Annotated in this window: 16 protein-coding genes; 5 read left to right on the plus strand and 11 right to left on the minus strand. The window is 73.1% G+C overall.

The features are described 5' to 3' along the window. Window positions 1-99: 99 nt before the first annotated feature. Entirely contained in the window at window positions 100-912 is an 813-nt protein-coding gene (locus tag BLW47_RS22095; protein ID WP_091561561.1) for an ABC transporter permease, read from the minus strand. 49 nt (window positions 913-961) lie between these two features. Beyond that, window positions 962-2329 carry an L-serine ammonia-lyase gene (locus BLW47_RS22100; protein WP_091561567.1) on the minus strand — a complete coding sequence of 456 codons (1368 nt, stop codon included), beginning with the start codon at window positions 2327-2329 and terminating at the stop codon, window positions 962-964. Between the two features lie 260 nt (window positions 2330-2589). Here BLW47_RS22100 and BLW47_RS22105 point away from each other — a divergent pair, with 260 nt between their 5' ends. Continuing rightward, on the plus strand, window positions 2590-2793 hold the full coding sequence (locus BLW47_RS22105) for a PspC domain-containing protein (protein WP_091561572.1): 204 nt from the start codon (window positions 2590-2592) through the stop codon (window positions 2791-2793). Between the two features lie 51 nt (window positions 2794-2844). Here the strand turns inward: BLW47_RS22105 and BLW47_RS22110 are convergent, their stop codons facing one another. From BLW47_RS22110 to pdxH, 6 genes are all read right to left on the minus strand, one after another. Continuing rightward, window positions 2845-3648 carry a DUF4230 domain-containing protein gene (locus BLW47_RS22110; RefSeq protein ID WP_091561576.1) on the minus strand — a complete coding sequence of 268 codons (804 nt, stop codon included), beginning with the start codon at window positions 3646-3648 and terminating at the stop codon, window positions 2845-2847. Window positions 3649-3731: 83 nt separating this feature from the next. Next, the gene (locus tag BLW47_RS22115; RefSeq protein WP_091561580.1) at window positions 3732-4898 is read right to left on the minus strand and encodes an acyl-CoA dehydrogenase family protein; all 1167 of its coding nucleotides are present in this window, start codon (window positions 4896-4898) and stop codon (window positions 3732-3734) included. A 22-nt stretch (window positions 4899-4920) separates the two neighbouring features. Further along, window positions 4921-5214, minus strand: a complete 294-nt coding sequence (locus BLW47_RS22120; RefSeq protein ID WP_091561721.1) for a type II toxin-antitoxin system VapB family antitoxin — start codon at window positions 5212-5214, stop codon at window positions 4921-4923. Between the two features lie 129 nt (window positions 5215-5343). After that, window positions 5344-5967 carry a nitroreductase family protein gene (locus BLW47_RS22125; protein ID WP_091561584.1) on the minus strand — a complete coding sequence of 208 codons (624 nt, stop codon included), beginning with the start codon at window positions 5965-5967 and terminating at the stop codon, window positions 5344-5346. 25 nt (window positions 5968-5992) lie between these two features. Then, window positions 5993-6928, minus strand: coding sequence for an aldose 1-epimerase family protein (locus BLW47_RS22130; protein ID WP_091561587.1), 936 nt, complete (start codon window positions 6926-6928; stop codon window positions 5993-5995). 73 nt (window positions 6929-7001) lie between these two features. Further along, entirely contained in the window at window positions 7002-7679 is a 678-nt protein-coding gene (pdxH, locus tag BLW47_RS22135) for a pyridoxamine 5'-phosphate oxidase (RefSeq protein ID WP_091561591.1), read from the minus strand. A 222-nt stretch (window positions 7680-7901) separates the two neighbouring features. Between pdxH and BLW47_RS22140 the strand changes: the two genes are divergently transcribed. The 4 genes from BLW47_RS22140 (at window position 7902) to BLW47_RS22155 (ending at window position 12777) form a co-directional block, all read left to right on the plus strand. Further along, a complete protein-coding gene (locus BLW47_RS22140) occupies window positions 7902-9008 on the plus strand; it encodes a citrate synthase 2 (protein ID WP_091561595.1) in 1107 nt (368 codons plus the stop codon). A 214-nt stretch (window positions 9009-9222) separates the two neighbouring features. Next, window positions 9223-10350 carry a phosphoserine transaminase gene (gene serC / locus BLW47_RS22145; RefSeq protein ID WP_091561599.1) on the plus strand — a complete coding sequence of 376 codons (1128 nt, stop codon included), beginning with the start codon at window positions 9223-9225 and terminating at the stop codon, window positions 10348-10350. A gap of 237 nt (window positions 10351-10587) precedes the next feature. Continuing rightward, the gene (sepH, locus tag BLW47_RS22150) at window positions 10588-11667 is read left to right on the plus strand and encodes a septation protein SepH (protein ID WP_091561603.1); all 1080 of its coding nucleotides are present in this window, start codon (window positions 10588-10590) and stop codon (window positions 11665-11667) included. 123 nt (window positions 11668-11790) lie between these two features. Continuing rightward, window positions 11791-12777: an aldo/keto reductase gene (locus BLW47_RS22155; RefSeq protein ID WP_091561606.1), complete on the plus strand. Its 987-nt coding sequence runs from the start codon at window positions 11791-11793 to the stop codon at window positions 12775-12777. Window positions 12778-12797: 20 nt separating this feature from the next. Here BLW47_RS22155 and BLW47_RS22160 read toward each other — a convergent pair whose 3' ends face one another. The 3 genes from BLW47_RS22160 to BLW47_RS22170 all read right to left on the minus strand — a co-directional run bounded on the left by BLW47_RS22160 (window position 12798) and on the right by BLW47_RS22170 (window position 15361). Further along, window positions 12798-13430 (minus strand): 2'-5' RNA ligase family protein, encoded by a 633-nt coding sequence (locus tag BLW47_RS22160; protein WP_091561609.1) that lies wholly within the window; start codon window positions 13428-13430, stop codon window positions 12798-12800. Next, window positions 13427-13942, minus strand: coding sequence for a hypothetical protein (locus BLW47_RS22165; RefSeq protein WP_091561612.1), 516 nt, complete (start codon window positions 13940-13942; stop codon window positions 13427-13429). The genes BLW47_RS22160 and BLW47_RS22165 overlap by 4 nt, the downstream gene beginning before the upstream one ends. A 129-nt stretch (window positions 13943-14071) precedes the next feature. Continuing rightward, the gene (locus BLW47_RS22170) at window positions 14072-15361 is read right to left on the minus strand and encodes an MFS transporter (protein ID WP_091561615.1); all 1290 of its coding nucleotides are present in this window, start codon (window positions 15359-15361) and stop codon (window positions 14072-14074) included. Window positions 15362-15380 lie beyond the last annotated feature (19 nt).

A 15380-nucleotide genomic window follows, 5' to 3' on the forward strand; every position in this document is an offset into this window, starting at 1 on the left:
GTACGACGGTGGTGTGGGCGTCGGGCACGAGCGTGCGTCCCCGCACGGGGAGCCGGTCGATCGTGACATGTGCACGCCGTTCGATGGTCGGTGCGCACACTACAGCTCCTTGAGCACCGCGCGCTCCAGGCGCCGGAACACCCACCATCCCGCGACCAGCAGCGTGGCGCTGCCCACGACGGAGACGGCGAGCAGCCCGGCGGAGGGGAACTCGCCCGGGTACCAGACGGCGCGGTGCAGCTGGAAGATCCCGACCAGCGGGTTGAGCTCGTAGCCGATCTTCACCCACTCCGGCAGCCGCGAGTGCCGCACCAGCGAGAGCGGGTAGATGATCGGTGTGGCGTAGAAGAGCAGCCGGGTCAGCAGTCGCGTGATCCGGTCGACGTCGCGGACCAGCACGGTGACCGAGGAGAGCAGCAACGCGACGCCGGCGAGCAGCGCGAACTGCAGCAGCACCGCCAGCGGCAGCGCCAGCAGCGACAGCCCGACGTGCAGCTTGTCGAAGTAGATCGCCAGGGCGACCAGCACGGGCAGCCCCGCGAGGTACTCGGCGAACCGGCCGATCACCCGGCCGAGCGGGAAGACCTGCCGCGGCAGCTTCATGGTCGTGATCAGCCGGGCCTGCCCGGTCAGCGCGGTGGTCGCCTCGCTGACCGCGGAGTTCGCCCACGACCAGGCGAATATCCCGGTGACGAGGAAGAGCGGGTACGAGTCGTCGGCGGCGCCGAGATGCCGGCCGGTGCCGTAGAGCACCCCGAAGACGAACCAGTAGATCGCCCCCATCGCCAGCGGCTCGATCAGCGACCAGAGGTAGCCGAGCAGCGACTGCTGGTACTTGACGGCGAGATCGCGGCGTACGAGCAGCCGGAGGGCGTCCCGGTGGTTCCAGACCTCCGCGACGCCGGACGTCACCGCCGCCCCCGCACGGGTCCATTCTGCCGCGCGCCGGAGCACGGGAGGCTCAGCACTCGATTACGTTGACGGCCAGTCCGCCGCGCGCGGTCTCCTTGTATTTGACCTTCATGTCGGCGCCGGTCTCCCGCATGGTCTTGATGACCTTGTCCAGCGACACCGTGTGCACGCCGTCGCCACGCAGCGCCATCCGCGCGGCCGTGATCGCCTTGATGCTGGCGACCGCGTTCCGCTCGATGCACGGGATCTGCACCAGCCCGCCGACGGGGTCGCAGGTCAGCCCCAGGTTGTGCTCCATGGCGATCTCGGCGGCGTTCTCCACCTGCTCCGGGGTGCCGCCGAGCACCTCGGCGAGCCCGGCCGCCGCCATCGAGCAGGCGGACCCCACCTCGCCCTGGCACCCCACTTCGGCGCCGGAGATCGAGGCGTTCTCTTTGAAGAGCACGCCGATCGCGCCCGCGGCGAGCAGGAACCGCAGCACTCCGTCCTCGGTGGCGGTCGGGACGAAGCGCGTGTAGTAGTGCAGCACCGCGGGGATGATCCCGGCGGCGCCGTTGGTCGGCGCGGTGACGACCCGGCCGCCGGCGGCGTTCTCCTCGTTCACCGCCAGCGCGAAGAGCGTCACCCAGTCCATCACCCGGAGCGGGTCCGTGCCGAAGTGCTCCGACTCCAGCTTGCGGCGTAGCTCGGCGGCGCGGCGGCGCACCCGCAGGCCGCCCGGCAGCACGCCGTCGCGGCTGCAGCCCCGCTCGACGCACTCCTGCATCACCCGCCACAGCTCCAGCAGCCCGGCCCGGATCTCCGCCTCGGTCCGCCACGCCCGCTCGTTGGCCAGCATGACCGCGCTGACGGATCCGCGCTGCCGGGCGTGCGCCAGCAGCTCCCCGCCGGTGCGGAACGGATGCGGTACGGGCGTGGTGTCCGGGGTGATCCGGTCCGCGCCGGCGGCCCGTTCGTCCACCACGAAGCCACCGCCGACGGAGTAGTAGGTGCGGGCGCGTACGACCTCGCCCGCCTCGTCGTACGCCGTGAAGATCATGCCGTTCGGGTGGTACGGCAGCGAGCGCCGGCGGTGCAGCAGCAGGTCGCGGTCGGGGTCGAAGGCGATCGCGTGCGCGTCGAGCAGCCCGAGCCGGGACGTGCGCCGGACCGCCTCGATCCGCCCGTCGATGCTGTCGGTGTCGACCGACTCCGGCAGCTCGCCGGCGAGCCCGAGCAGCACCGCGCGGTCGCTGCCGTGACCGTGACCGGTCGCGCCCAGCGAGCCGAAGAGCTCGGCGCGGACCCGCGTCGTGTGCGCCAGCAGCCCGTCCGCCTTCAGGCCGAGGGCGAAGGTGCGCGCCGCGCGCATCGGTCCCACCGTGTGCGAACTGGACGGGCCGATGCCCACGCTGAAGAGGTCGAAGACACTGATCACCGCGGTCCACCCCTTTGCTGCCGCGCACGCGCGGCCGCCGCCCGGATTGGGCGCGCGGAAGTGGGCCGGCAACGTTGCGGGTCACCGGCGAGCCTACCCGGCGCCGCGGCCCGGGGGGCTCACCCGAGCGCCGACGGGGTAACCACCTACGGGCCGGGGCGCCCGAACTCCGTCCGCAGGCCGAGGGCGGCGTGGCCGGGCGCCCCTACCGTGGAGGAAGGCCCACGGAGTACCCGGATCGGCCCGAAGGAGTGGAAGACATGCGAGGCAAGCTCACCCGCCCCCGACACAACCGCATGATCGCCGGCGTCTGCGCCGGCCTGGCGCAACGCTTCGGCATGTCGGCCAACATGGTGCGGCTGCTGTTCGTGCTCTCGTTGCTGCTGCCCGGCCCGCAGGCCGTGATCTACGTGGTGCTGTGGATCCTCATGCCGAACGAGGACCGGCACCCGGCCTATCACTGACCGACCGTTCGCCGCCGGTGGCGTCCCGCCATCGGCGGCGAGCGATCGACGTCACGCGGCGGTGTAGCTCACCGTCACCTTCTCGTACCCCAGCGAGCGGAGCAGCCCCACCAGCATCTTGCGGGTGTTCTCCTCCGCACGCGCGACCAGGCCGCTGTCCCGGGCGGCAGCCGTGATCCGCTCCTGCGCGAGCTGGTAGACCTGCTGCTGCCGGTTGGGGTCGCCGTCGAACACCTCGGCGAGTCGGTTGATCAGACCGCGCTGCTCGGCGAAGACGTAGCTCTTTCCCAGGTCGAGATTGGCCTGCCCGAGCTGCGGCCCGGGCAGCTCGATCTCGACCGACTTCCCGTCCGCGGAGTCCTCGATCGCCCCTTCGGAGATCTTCGCGAAGTCGACGTACGCCTCCACGCTGCCCGCGCCGATGAACAGCGTGCGCTGGTTGATCAGGAAGTCCGGCACGTACTTGCGGTCCTGCTGCAGGTCGACGACGACCTGGAAGTTGCCCTCGGCGGCGACGTAGCGGCTGAGGTCCTGGATCGACTGCAGCAGCGGCGGCTGGGTGCGGTCGGTCTGCTGCTGGGCGAACGGGTTGCGCCACTGCGGCCACACGCCGACGGCCTGCGCCCCGAGGACCAGCACGATGACCAATCCGACCGCACCGACGAGCAGCAGCAGCCCGCGGTGGGCGGAACGGTCGAGCAGTCCGGCGGACCCGCCCCGCGGCGGCCCCGGCTCATGATCTCCCTCGGCCGGCTCCGACCGCCGCGGCCCGCCGGCGTCGGGCGGGCTCGCCTGGCCCTTCACGTACTCCGGGAACTCGCTCGTGGGCTGGTTGACATCACCGCTGGCGGCCATGTCGATTCACCGTCCTCATCAGATGCCTACCGGCAACGGTACGGCGACCGTACGACACCCGCGAGCCGGGAGAGCGGGGCGACTCAGGCGAACGCGGCGAGCCCCGTCAGCTTCTCCCCGATCACCAACTGGTGGATCTCCGACGTGCCCTCGTACGTCAGCACGCTCTCCAGGTTGTTGGCGTGCCGCATGATCGGGTACTCGCCGCTGATGCCGTTCGCGCCGAGGATCGTGCGGCACTGACGCGCGATCGCCAGCGCCTCCCGCACGTTGTTCAGCTTCCCGACGCTGACCTGCTCCGGCCGCAGCCGCCCGGCATCCGCCAGCCGGCTCAGGTGCAGCGCCAGGAGGAAGCCCTTCTGCAGCTCCACCGCCATGTCGGCGAGCTTCGCCTGGGTCAGCTGGAACCCCGCGATCGGGCGGCCGAACTGCTCGCGGCCGCGCGCGTAGTCCAGCGTGGCGTCCAGACAGTCGCGCGCCGCGCCGAGCGCGCCCCAGACGATGCCGTGCCGCGCCTCGGTCAGGCACGACAGCGGCGCCCGCAGCCCGATCGCCTCCGGCAGCCAGGCGTCGGCGGGGAGCCGCACGTCGTCGAGGACGATCTCCCCGGTCGAGGAGGCGCGCAGCGACATCTTGTGCCGGATCTCCCGGGCCGTCACGCCAGGGGTGTCCATCGGCACCGCGAAGCCGCGGACGCCGTCGTCGGTCCGCGCCCAGATCACCGCGACGTCGGCGACCGGTGCGTTGGTGATCCACATCTTGCCGCCGGTGAGCACCCAGTCCGTCCCGTCCCGCCGGGCCCGCGTGGTCATCGAGGCCGGGTCCGAGCCGTGGTCGGGCTCGGTCAGGCCGAAGCAGCCGATCGCCTCGCCGGCCGCCATCGGCGGCAGCCAGCGCTGCTTCTGCTCCTCGCTGCCGTACCGCCAGATCGCGTACATCGCCAGCGAGCCCTGCACCGAGACGAGCGAGCGCAGTCCCGAGTCGCCGGCCTCCAACTCCAGGCAGGCCAGCCCGTACGCCACCGCGGACGCGCCCGCGCAGCCGTAGCCGGTCAGGTGCATGCCGAGCAGGCCGAGCCTGCCGAACTCCAGAGCGAGCTCCCGGGCGGGGACGCGGCCCTGCTCGTACCAGTCGGCGACGTGCGGGCGGACCCGCTCATCGATCAGCTGGCGGACCACACCGCGGATCTGCCGCTCCTCGTCGGAGAGGCTGGTGTCCAGGTCGAGGAGATCGAGCGGCGCGACAACCATGCCGCTCACCTTAACGAGGCGTTCAGGACAGCACGAGCACGCGGGCGTGGATCTGGTTGCGCTGCTGCAACGCCGCCCGCAGCGCCCGGTGCAGCCCGTCCTCCAGGTAGAGCCCGCCGCTCCACTGCACGACGTGCGGGAAGAGGTCGCCGTAGAACGTCGAGTCCTCGGCGAGCAGCTTGTCGAGGGCGAGCTCCCGCTTCGTCGTGATCAGTTGGTCGAGCCGGAGCGGCCGTGGGGGAATCTCCGCCCACTGCTTCAGGGTGAGCCCGTGGTCCGGGTACGGACGCCCGTCCCGGACCGCTTTGAAGATCACGACGGCACGCTCCCCTCCCATGTCGCCGTACCCGTTCACCGTCGGCGGGCCGAGCCGCCGACGTGCCGGGCCCCCGTCGTACGCCCGGCGCTGTGTCAGCCTAGCGACCGCCGCCGACACTGCGGTTTGTTAGTCGTTGTCAGTTTCCCGCCCGGCCCACCGACCGCGGTGCACGACCTCCCCGACCGGGCGCCGCCCGCGCCGCAACGACGGTGACCGGTGGTCCGGCACGCGGTAGCCGACGGTGATCGCACCGATCGGGGTGAACTCCGCGGGCACCCCGAACGCCTCCCGGAACGCCCCGGTCCGCTGGGGTGGAATGCCGAAGAAGCACGCCCCCAGCCCCTCGTCCACGACCGTCAGCAGCATCAGCAGCGCCGCGAACCCCGTGTCGACGTGCCAGTACGGCACCGGCCAGCGCCGCTCGTCCCGGTCGGTCCAGCCCTTGTCCGGCTCGGCGTACCGGTCCAGATACGCCGAGCGGTTGGCGTGCGGCACGATGATCAGCGGCGCCCGCCGCATCCCGGTCAGCCAGCGGCCCCGCCCCCCGCCCTCGGGGGTGGTCGCCGCCCAGAACCGCTCCCGGTCGGCGGCGCTCTCCAGCACCAGGAAGCCCCAGCCCTGGGAGAAACCCGCCGACGGCGCGCGCACCGCGTGGTCGAGCAGCCGGTCGACCACCTCCGCCGGCACCGGACGGTCCGGGTCGTAGTTGCGCACCATCCGCCGCCGGCGGACGACCTCGGAGAACTCCACGCGCGCCTCCCCGACGACCGACGCGTCAGGCCGCGCCGGGGCGGATGCCCCAGCTCGCCCGCCACGGCTCGCCGGGTCGGAGCACGATCAGGTCCCGTCCGGACCGGAACGCGTCCGGTGGGCACGTCATGGGTTCGAGCGCCACGGCGCGCCGCCGGCGTTCGCCGGGGAGGGTGTCCGCGGTGAAGACCTGCCACCAGCCGAACGCCCGGTCCGCCCAGACCGTGACCGCCGCGCCGTCGGCGCCGGTCAGCGTCGCCGCGGAGCCGCCGTCGTCGCCCCGGTCGACGTCGCCGAAGGCGGTGTCGAGGGTCTGCGCCCCGATCCGGCGGGCCTCGGTGAAGTCGTACTCCCCGCCCGTGACCGGGGTCGCGGCGATCGGGAGCATCCGGTCGTCGACCTGGAGCCGGGTCCGCGCCGGCAGCCGCAGCGACAGCTCGTCGACGGGCGCGCCGGCCAGCCGCAGGTACGGGTGGACGGCGAGCCCGAACGGCGCCGGGGCCGGGCCGAGGTTCACCACCTCGTGGGTGACCCCCAGGCCGTCCCCGCCGACCCGCCACCGCGTGCGCAGCTGCAGCGTCCACGGGTAGCCCGGCTGGGCCGGCAGGACGTACTCGACCGTGACGTGGTCCGTGTCGTGCGCCACGCAGCGCCACGGCGCCCAGTTGACCAGGCCGTGGATGGCGTTGTGCCGGGTGGGCTCGGTCAGCGCCAGCTGCCGCTCGACGCCGTCGAAGGTGTAGCGCCCGTCGCGGATCCGGTTGGGCCAGGGCGCCAGCACCTGACCGGCCCCGCCCACGGCGAGCTCGTCCTCGGCGTACCCGTCGAGGTAGTCGACCCCGCCGGCCCGGTAGCTCCGCAGCCCGCCGCCCACCTCGACCACGACGGCCTCGTGCCCCTCGGCCGAAATGCTCCACTGTGCACCGGAGGGCGGGCGCGCCCCCGCCGCGAGCTTGCTCATGCCCGGACCCTAACGGCTGGCGCGCGGACACGCCCAACCCGACGGGAAGGCTCCCTTGTCACCGCTTCCGCACTCACGGCGCGAGCCGCTCCATGAGCCAGCTTCCCTGGTCGGTGCGGCGGTAGCGCAGCCGGTCATGCAGCCGGCTCGGCCGCCCCTGCCAGAACTCCACGGTCTCCGGGATCACGCGCAGTCCGCCCCAGTGCGGCGGTGGCGGCACCGGGTCCGCGGCGCCGAAGCGTTCCGCGACCGCCTCGAAACCCGCGTCCAGCGCCGCCCGGTCGGGCACCACGGTGGACTGCGGGCTGGCCCAGGCGCCGAGTTGGGAGCCGCGCGGGCGGGTCGCGAAGTACGCCTCGGTCTCGGCCCGGTCCACCGGGGCGACCGCGCCGCAGACCGAGACCTGCCGGTGCAGGGGGAACCAGGGAAAGAGCAGGCTGGCGTACGGGTTCGCGAGCGCCTCCCGACCCTTGCGCGACTCGTAGTTGGTGTAGAAGACGAACCCGCGGGCGTCGTAGCCCTTCAGCAGGACGGTCCGGCTGCTCGGCCGCCCCCGTTCGTCGGCGGTCGCGACGATCATCGCGTTCGGCTCGGGCAGGCCGGCGGCGAGCGCGTCGGCGAACCAGCGCCCGAACTGGGTCGGCCAGTCGTCGGCCATGTCCGCTCGGGAAAGGCCTTTCTCCTGGACGTATTCCCGCCGCATCTGCGCCGGTTGCAGTGTGTCACCCGTCACGTCGCCATTCTCGTACATCGACGTCGGCCGGCCCGAACCCGCGTTGGCCTGCGACTCCGGACCGCCAACGGGCCCCCGCCGCGCCCGCCCCGGTGATCGTGTCACCCGGAGCACAGGTCACCCGGGTCGTAACTTCCTTCCCCACCAGGCAAGATGACACGCAACACATCGCTGAACATCGCCGTCGTTGCCCCGTGCGCGCGCGGACCAGGCGGGACCAACCAGATCCAGGAGAGCGAAATGTCCGACTTCAAGCCGGGGCTGGAGGGCGTGATCGCCTTCGAGACCGAGATCGCCGAGCCCGACCGGGAAGGCGGTTCGCTGCGCTACCGAGGGGTCGATATCGAGGACCTGATCGGGCAGGTGTCGTTCGGCAACGTGTGGGCACTGCTGGTCGACGGACGCTTCGGCCCCGGCCTGCCCCCGGCCGAGCCGTTCCCCGTACCGGTGCACTCCGGGGACATCCGCGTCGACGTGCAGTCCGCGGTGGCCATGCTGGCGCCGTACTGGGGCCTGAACCAGCTGCTCGACATCAGCGACGAGCAGGTCCGCGAGGACCTCGCCCGGGTGTCGGTCACCGCGCTCTCCTTCGTAGCCCAGTCCGCCCGCGGCCTCGGCCTGCCGGCCGTGCCGCAGAAGGAGATCGACAAGGCGCAGACGATCGTCGAGCGCTTCATGAAGCGCTGGCGCGGCGAGCCGGACCCGCGGCACGTCAAGGCCGTCGACGCGTACTTCATCTCCGCCGCCGAGCACGGCATGAACGCCTCCACCTTCACCGCCCGCGTCGTCGCCTCCACCGGCGCCGACGCCGCGGCCTGCATCTCCTCCGGCATCGGGGCGCTCTCCGGCCCGCTGCACGGGGGCGCGCCGTCCCGGGTGCTGCACATGATCGAGGCCGTCGAGCGCAGCGGCGACGCCGAGGGGTACGTGAAGGGCGTCCTCGACCGCGGCGAGCGGCTCATGGGCTTCGGGCACCGGGTCTACCGGGCCGAGGACCCGCGCGCCCGCGTGCTGCGCCGCACCGCCAAGGAGCTCGGCGCCCCGCGCTTCGAGATCGCCGAGGCGCTGGAGAAGGCGGCCCTGGAGGAGCTGCACAACCGCAAGCCGGACCGGGTGCTCGCCACCAACGTCGAGTTCTGGTCGGCCGTGGTGCTCGACTTCGCCGAGGTCCCCGCGCACATGTTCACCTCGATGTTCACCTGCGCCCGGATGGGCGGGTGGAGCGCGCACATCCTGGAGCAGAAGCGGCTCGGCCGCCTGGTCCGCCCGTCGGCGCAGTACGTCGGGCCGGCGCCGCGCAAGCCCGCCGACGTCGAGGGCTGGGACGCCATCCCGCACGGCGTCTGACCCGCGAGTGAAGGGCCCCTGTCATCGGTTTCCGCATGGCAAGGGGCCCTTCGGTGACTTCCCGCCCGGTGTGGGGCATACCTCAGCCGCGGGCATGGGACTACCGAACGCGCGCCGCGTGCCGAGTGCGAGGATGGACCCTCGGCAGCGTCGCCGGGCAGCCAGTGCCACCTCAAGGGCGGACCACGCCCACCCGGAAGGATCTTCGATAACCGTGGCTGACGTTTCGAGCATTCGGATTCCCGACGAGATCAAGCCCGCGGACGGCCGGTTCGGCTGCGGACCGTCCAAGGTCCGCCCGGCGGCCGTGTCCGCGCTCGCCGACGTGGCGACGAGCTACCTCGGCACCTCCCACCGGCAGAAGACCGTGCGGGACCAGGTCGCCCGGCTGCGCCGCGGTCTCGCCGAGTTCTTCAACCTCCCCGAGGGGTACGAGGTGGTGCTGGGCAACGGCGGCACCACCGCGTTCTGGGAGGTGGCCACGTTCGGGCTGGTCCGGGACCGGGCCCAGTTCGCCAGCTTCGGCGAGTTCGGCGCCAAGTTCGTCAAGGCCGTGAAGGACGCCCCGTTCCTCGGCGAGCCCACCGTCCGCAAGTCCGAGCCGGGCTCCGCCCCGTCGCTGGTCGCCGAGGCCGGCGTCGACGTCTACGGCACCCCGCAGAACGAGACCTCGACCGGCGTCGCCGTGCCGATCAGGCGGGTGGCCGGCGCGGATGACGACGCACTGTTGCTCGTGGACGCCACCTCCGGCGCGGGCGGCCTGGACGTGGACGTGCGCGAGACGGACGTCTACTACTTCGCCCCGCAGAAGTGCTTCGGCTCCGACGGCGGGCTCTGGATCGCCCTGATGTCGCCGGCCGCGCTGGCCCGGGCCACCGAGATCAAGTCCTCCGGGCGCTACATCCCGGCCTTCCTGGACCTGGTCACCGCGATCGACAACTCGCGCCTGGAGCAGACCTACAACACCCCGGCGCTGGCCACGATCTTCCTCGCCGCGGAGCAGACCGACTGGATGAACGCGCAGGGCGGCCTGAGCTGGGCGAGCAAGCGCACCGCCGAGAGCGCCGGCATCGTCTACGGCTGGGCGGAGCGCTCGGCGGTCGCCACCCCGTTCGTGACCGACCCGGCGCTGCGTTCCAACGTGGTTGCCACGATCGACTTCGCCGAGAACGTGGACGCGACGGCGATCGCGAAGGCGCTGCGGGCCAACGGCATCGTCGACACCGAGCCGTACCGGAAGCTGGGCCGTAACCAGCTGCGGGTCGCGCTCTTCCCGGCGGTCGAGCCCGCCGACGTCGAGGCGCTGACCGCCTGCATCGACTACGTGGTGGACCGGCTCTGACCAGCCGTGGTGGGGGTCGGCGCGCCGGCCCCCACCACGCCGCGCCCGGCCCGCACCGCCGCCCGCGCCCCACCGGTGTGACCTCCCGCCCAGCGGCCGGTAATTGTCGCAGCTCACGCGACTCCCCCGGCGTGGCCTACTCCCGTCGATCGAGGTATGGGCGTACCGTGTCCGGGGAGGACGCCCGGGCGTACCCGCCTGCGGCGAGGGGGAGCTGAGCGGGACGGAGGCAACGCGATGCGACCAGTACGCTTCGTCGCCCTCTCCGAAGACGGCCAGGCTCTGGTCCTGGCCGACGAGGTGGGCCGCCTGCTCGCGCTGCCCATCGACGACCGCGTGACCACGGCGCTGCACAGCGAGCCGGGCTCCGGGACCGCCACGCTGACCGTGGCCGTGCCGACCGGCGAGCCGATGCCCTCGCTGTCGCCGCGCGACATCCAGGCCCGGATCCGGGCCGGCGAGTCCGCCGACGAGGTCGCCCGGGTCGCCGGCGTTCCGGTGGACCGCGTCCTGCGCTACGCCGGGCCGGTGCTCCAGGAGCGCGCGATGCTCGCGCAGCACGCCCGGCGCACCCCGCTGAAGACGTCGGAGAAGGGCTCGCCGCTGGCCGAGGTCGTGGACGCCCGGCTCGGGCAGCACGGCATCGACACCGAGAAGATCTCCTGGGACGCGTACCGACGCGAGGACGGCACCTGGCGGATCATCGCCACCTGGCCGTCGGGCAAGGCGACCGCGCAGGCCGTCTGGGAGCTCGACAAGACGCGGCAGGCCGTGGCGCCGCACGACGACATGGCGCAGTACCTCTGCACCGAGCGTCCGGCGCCGATCCTCGGTCAGGAGCCGGCGCCGGAGCGCGGCGGCCACGCGCTGCCCGGCCCGGCCCGCACCGACCCCGGTCGCGGCGGCCACGCGCTGCCCGCGGCGGCGGCCGACCTCGCCCGACCCAACCGCGACCCGATCCGTGCCGGCCGCGACGCGCTGCTCGCCTCGCTGGAGCGGCCGCTCGGCTCGAACGCCGGTCGCGGCCTCGAGCCGGCGGCCTCGGCCGGCCCGACCGAGACGACCCGGCAACGCCCGGTCTCCGGTGGGGCGGCGGCGTTGATCGGCGGCGGCCAGGGGTCCGCGTTCGACGACGACGCCGACCTGCCCAAGGAGGTGCCGGCCGTGCCGTCGCTGGCCGTGCTCCGGCCGCGTCGGACGACCGGGACACCGGCGGCCGGCGAGTCGGGCGAGACGTCCAGCAAACCCCGCAAGCGGCTGCCGAGCTGGGACGACGTCCTCTTCGGCACCGGCCCGGCCGCCCGCGAGACCTCCTGACCGGCGATCCCGTCCACCAGGGGCCTGTCCGCGCTCATCGATCCCCGATGACGCGGACAGGCCCTTGATTCATTGACACGTCCCTCATCGGCGCGCTCCGTCCGAGCGTGGCAGGGTGAAGGGATGGAGTACACGAACCTGGGCCGCACCGGGCTGTCGGTGAGCCGGCTCTGCCTCGGCACCATGAACTTCGGCCCGCAGACCAGCGAGCCCGACAGCTTCGCGATCATGGATCGCGCGCTGGAACACGGCATCAACTTCTTCGACACCGCCAACGTCTACGGCTGGCAGCTCGGCGAGGGCGTCACGGAGCAGATCATCGGGCGCTGGTTCGCGCAGGGCGGCGGGCGCCGCGACAAGGTCGTTCTGGCCACCAAGGTGTACGGCAAGATGGGCGAATGGCCCAACGAGCAGGGCCTGTCCGCGCGGCACATCATCCGCGCCTGCGACGACTCGCTGCGCCGCCTCCGGACCGACTGGATCGACCTTTACCAGATGCACCACGTCTCCCGGGCCACGCCGTGGGAGGAGATCTGGCAGGCGATGGAGACGCTGGTCGCGCAGGGCAAGGTGCTCTACGTCGGCTCGTCGAACTTCGCCGGCTGGCACATCGCCGCGGCACAGGCCGCCGCCGGCAGGCGCAACTTCCTCGGCCTCGTCTCCGAGCAGTGCATCTACAACCTGCTCACCCGGCACGTCGAGCTGGAGGTCATCCCGGCGGCCCAGCATCACGGGCTCGGCATCATCCCGTGGTCGCCGCTGCACGGCGGGCTGCTCGGCGGCGCGATCCGCAAGCTGGCCGAGGGCGGCGCGGCGCGGGCCAAGACCGGCCGCGCGGCGGAGTCGCTGGCCGCGCACCGGCAGACCATCGAGGCGTACGAGAAGCTCTGCGCCGATCTCGGCCACGATCCGGCGGACGTCGGCCTCGCCTGGCTGCTCTCCCGGCCCGGCGTGACCGCCCCGATCGTCGGCCCCCGCACGGTCGAGCAGCTCGACGCCAACCTCGGGGCGCTCGACGTGACCCTCAGCGCGGAGACGTTGGCCCGGCTGGACGCGCTCTTCCCGCCGGTCGGCAACGGCGGGCCCGGCCCGGAGGCCTGGGCCTGGTAGCCGGCGCGGCCTGGTAGCGGCTACAGCCGCCAGGCCGCCAGCCGGTCGTAGGTCGGTCGCGGGCCGAGGTGACTGCGCATCAGCGCCACCTCGGCCACCGGCCACTCCGGTCCCGCGTAGGCGGCGAGCGCCGCCCGGTCGGCGTCGACCTCCTCGTCCGTCACCCGCTCCCCTGGCCGGGCGATCGTCAGATGCGGCCGGAACGGTTTGCGGTCGTACGGCAACCGCGCCTGCCCCAGCTCGCGGCGCAGCGCCCGGCTCAGGTCGGTCAGCGCGTCGACGTCGCCGTCGAGGCCGAGCCAGAGCACGGTGAACCGGCCGCGCCCGAAGCGCCCGCCCCCGGCGAAGCTGACCCGCGGCGGTCCGGGCGGCGGCGGGTCGGACGCGGCGTCGACGACCGGCGCGGGTCGTCCGGATCCGTCGTGCCCCGGACGCCAGTTCGCGGTGGCACGGGTGATCGCGGCCTGCACGTCGGGCAGCCGGAGCGGGTCCACCTCGCCGAGGAAGGCGAGGGTCACGTGGTACGTCTCGGGGCGGGTCAGCCGCACATTGATCCCGCTCGCCGCCGCCCGCCCGACCCGGAGGCCCTCGACCCGCGCGACGGCGTCCGTCACCGCCTCCGGCGGGGGGTACGCGGCGACGAAGAGCCTCAACCGCCGCGCTGCTTCCGCCGGAGCCCTGAGGGCGCGGCGGGAAGCGACAGGCCCGCCGCGGTCAGCTCGCCCTCCACGCGTACCCGCTCGATCTCCAGGTCCATCCCCTCGAGCTCCGCCAGGTGCTCGGCCACACCGAGCCGCTGGCTGGCCAACCGTAGCCGGTCGTCGTACGCCCGCAGCACGGCGCACTGCCACACCTGGGACCGGCCGGCGATCCCGAGCCGCTGGCCCGCGAGCCGCCGCAGGTCGGCGGCGATCTCCTCGATCGGGGGGCGGCCGTCGGCGTCGAACGCGGTCAGGTCGATGTCGCGGGTCAACGACGCCGCGTCCACCGCCCGGTCCAACTGCTTGATCGTCCGTCGCTCCCGGCGCGCGTCGCGCCACTCGCTCACGGCGCAGGCCAGTCGGTCGAGGAGCTCGTCCGCGCCGAGGATCAGGGCGAGGAAGACCGGTAGGCACAGCACCGCGAGCAGCGCGAGTGCCAGCACCAGGGTGTGCACGACGGCCACGCCACCGACGCTAAGCGGCGCCGGCGGGGGTCGCCACCGCTTTGCCCCGATCTCAACCGGAACGCCGCGGCCGGACGCGCCGTCGCGAAGGCCGCCCTCCCCCGGCGGAGAAGGCGGCCTTCGGCGACGTCACAGCTCCGTGGTGGTCGGCACGACGTAGAACCGGGGCAGCGGGCGCAGCCGCACCCGCAGCCGGGCGCCGGTGCGGCGCAGCTGCCAGGCCAGCGCCAGACCGGCGGCGGCGAGCGAGATGAGCCCACCGAGCCAGATGCTCGCGCCGGCGCCGTACCGCTCCGCGACCCAGCCGACCAGCGGCGCGCCGATCGGGTTGGTGCCGAGGAAGACGAGCACCCAGAGCGCCATCACCCGGCCGCGGAACGCGGCGTCGGTGCCGAGCTGGACCCGCTGGTTGGCGGCCTGCGCGAAGTAGACCATGAAGAACCCGGTCGGCACGAGCAGGACCACGACGAGCCAGTACGTCGACGCGAAGCCGACCAGGGTGCCGAGCGCGGCGAACGCCGTGGCGGCGCCGAGCACGGTGTAGGCCGAGGGACGCTCCCGCCGGCCGCTGCCGGCCAACGCCCCGCCGAGCGCCCCGACCGCGAGCGCGGTGGTGAAGAGCCCGAACGTCGCGGCGTCGGTCTTGAAGACGGTCTTGGCGAGCGCGGCGAGGGTCAGCTGGAAGTTGAACAGCACCATGCCGAGCACCGACATCAACGCCATCGGCAGCAGCAGGTCGGGGCGCCGCCAGACGTAGCGCAGCCCGTCGATGACCCGCGCCGAGTCCCGCTCGGCGCGCGGCGGCAGCGCCTCCCGGTGCAGTTCCGCGGCGCGCATCCGGACCAGGCCCACCAGCGGGGCGAGCGAGCTGACCGCGCTGATCAGGAAGACCGGACCGACGTCGAAGGCGGCGATCGCGACGCCGGCGAGCGCGGGGCCGAGGATGCGCGCGGAGTTGAACGTCGCCGCGGAGAGCGAGAGCGCGTTGGGCAGCAGCGTCGTGCCGACGAGTTCGGAGACGAACGCCTGCCGCACCGGGGTCTCGACGGCGTTGGCGACCCCGAGCAGGGCGGCGAAGACGAAGACGTGCCACAGCTCGGCGACGCCGGTCAGCACCAGCACGCTCATCGCCAGCGCGAGCACGCTCCACGCGGCGTTGGCGACGAACAGCAGCAGCCGCTTGTCGTAGCGGTCGGCCAGCCGGCCGGAGAGCAGGGTGAGCAGGAGCACGGGGGTGAACTGCAGGGCGGTCACCACGCCCAGCGCGGTGGCCGAGTCGCCGGAGAGGTCCAGCACGAGCCAGTCCTGCGCGATGAACATCATCCAGACGCCGATCAGCTTCACGAGCTGACCGGTCGCGAAGAGCCGGTAGTTACGGACCTGCAGGGATTGGAACGTCGTGCTCAGCCTCGCCCGCACTCGATCTGCGCCTCCTCGG

It is taken from the genome of Micromonospora pattaloongensis (genome assembly GCF_900107255.1).
GTDB lineage: Bacteria > Actinomycetota > Actinomycetes > Mycobacteriales > Micromonosporaceae > Micromonospora_I > Micromonospora_I pattaloongensis.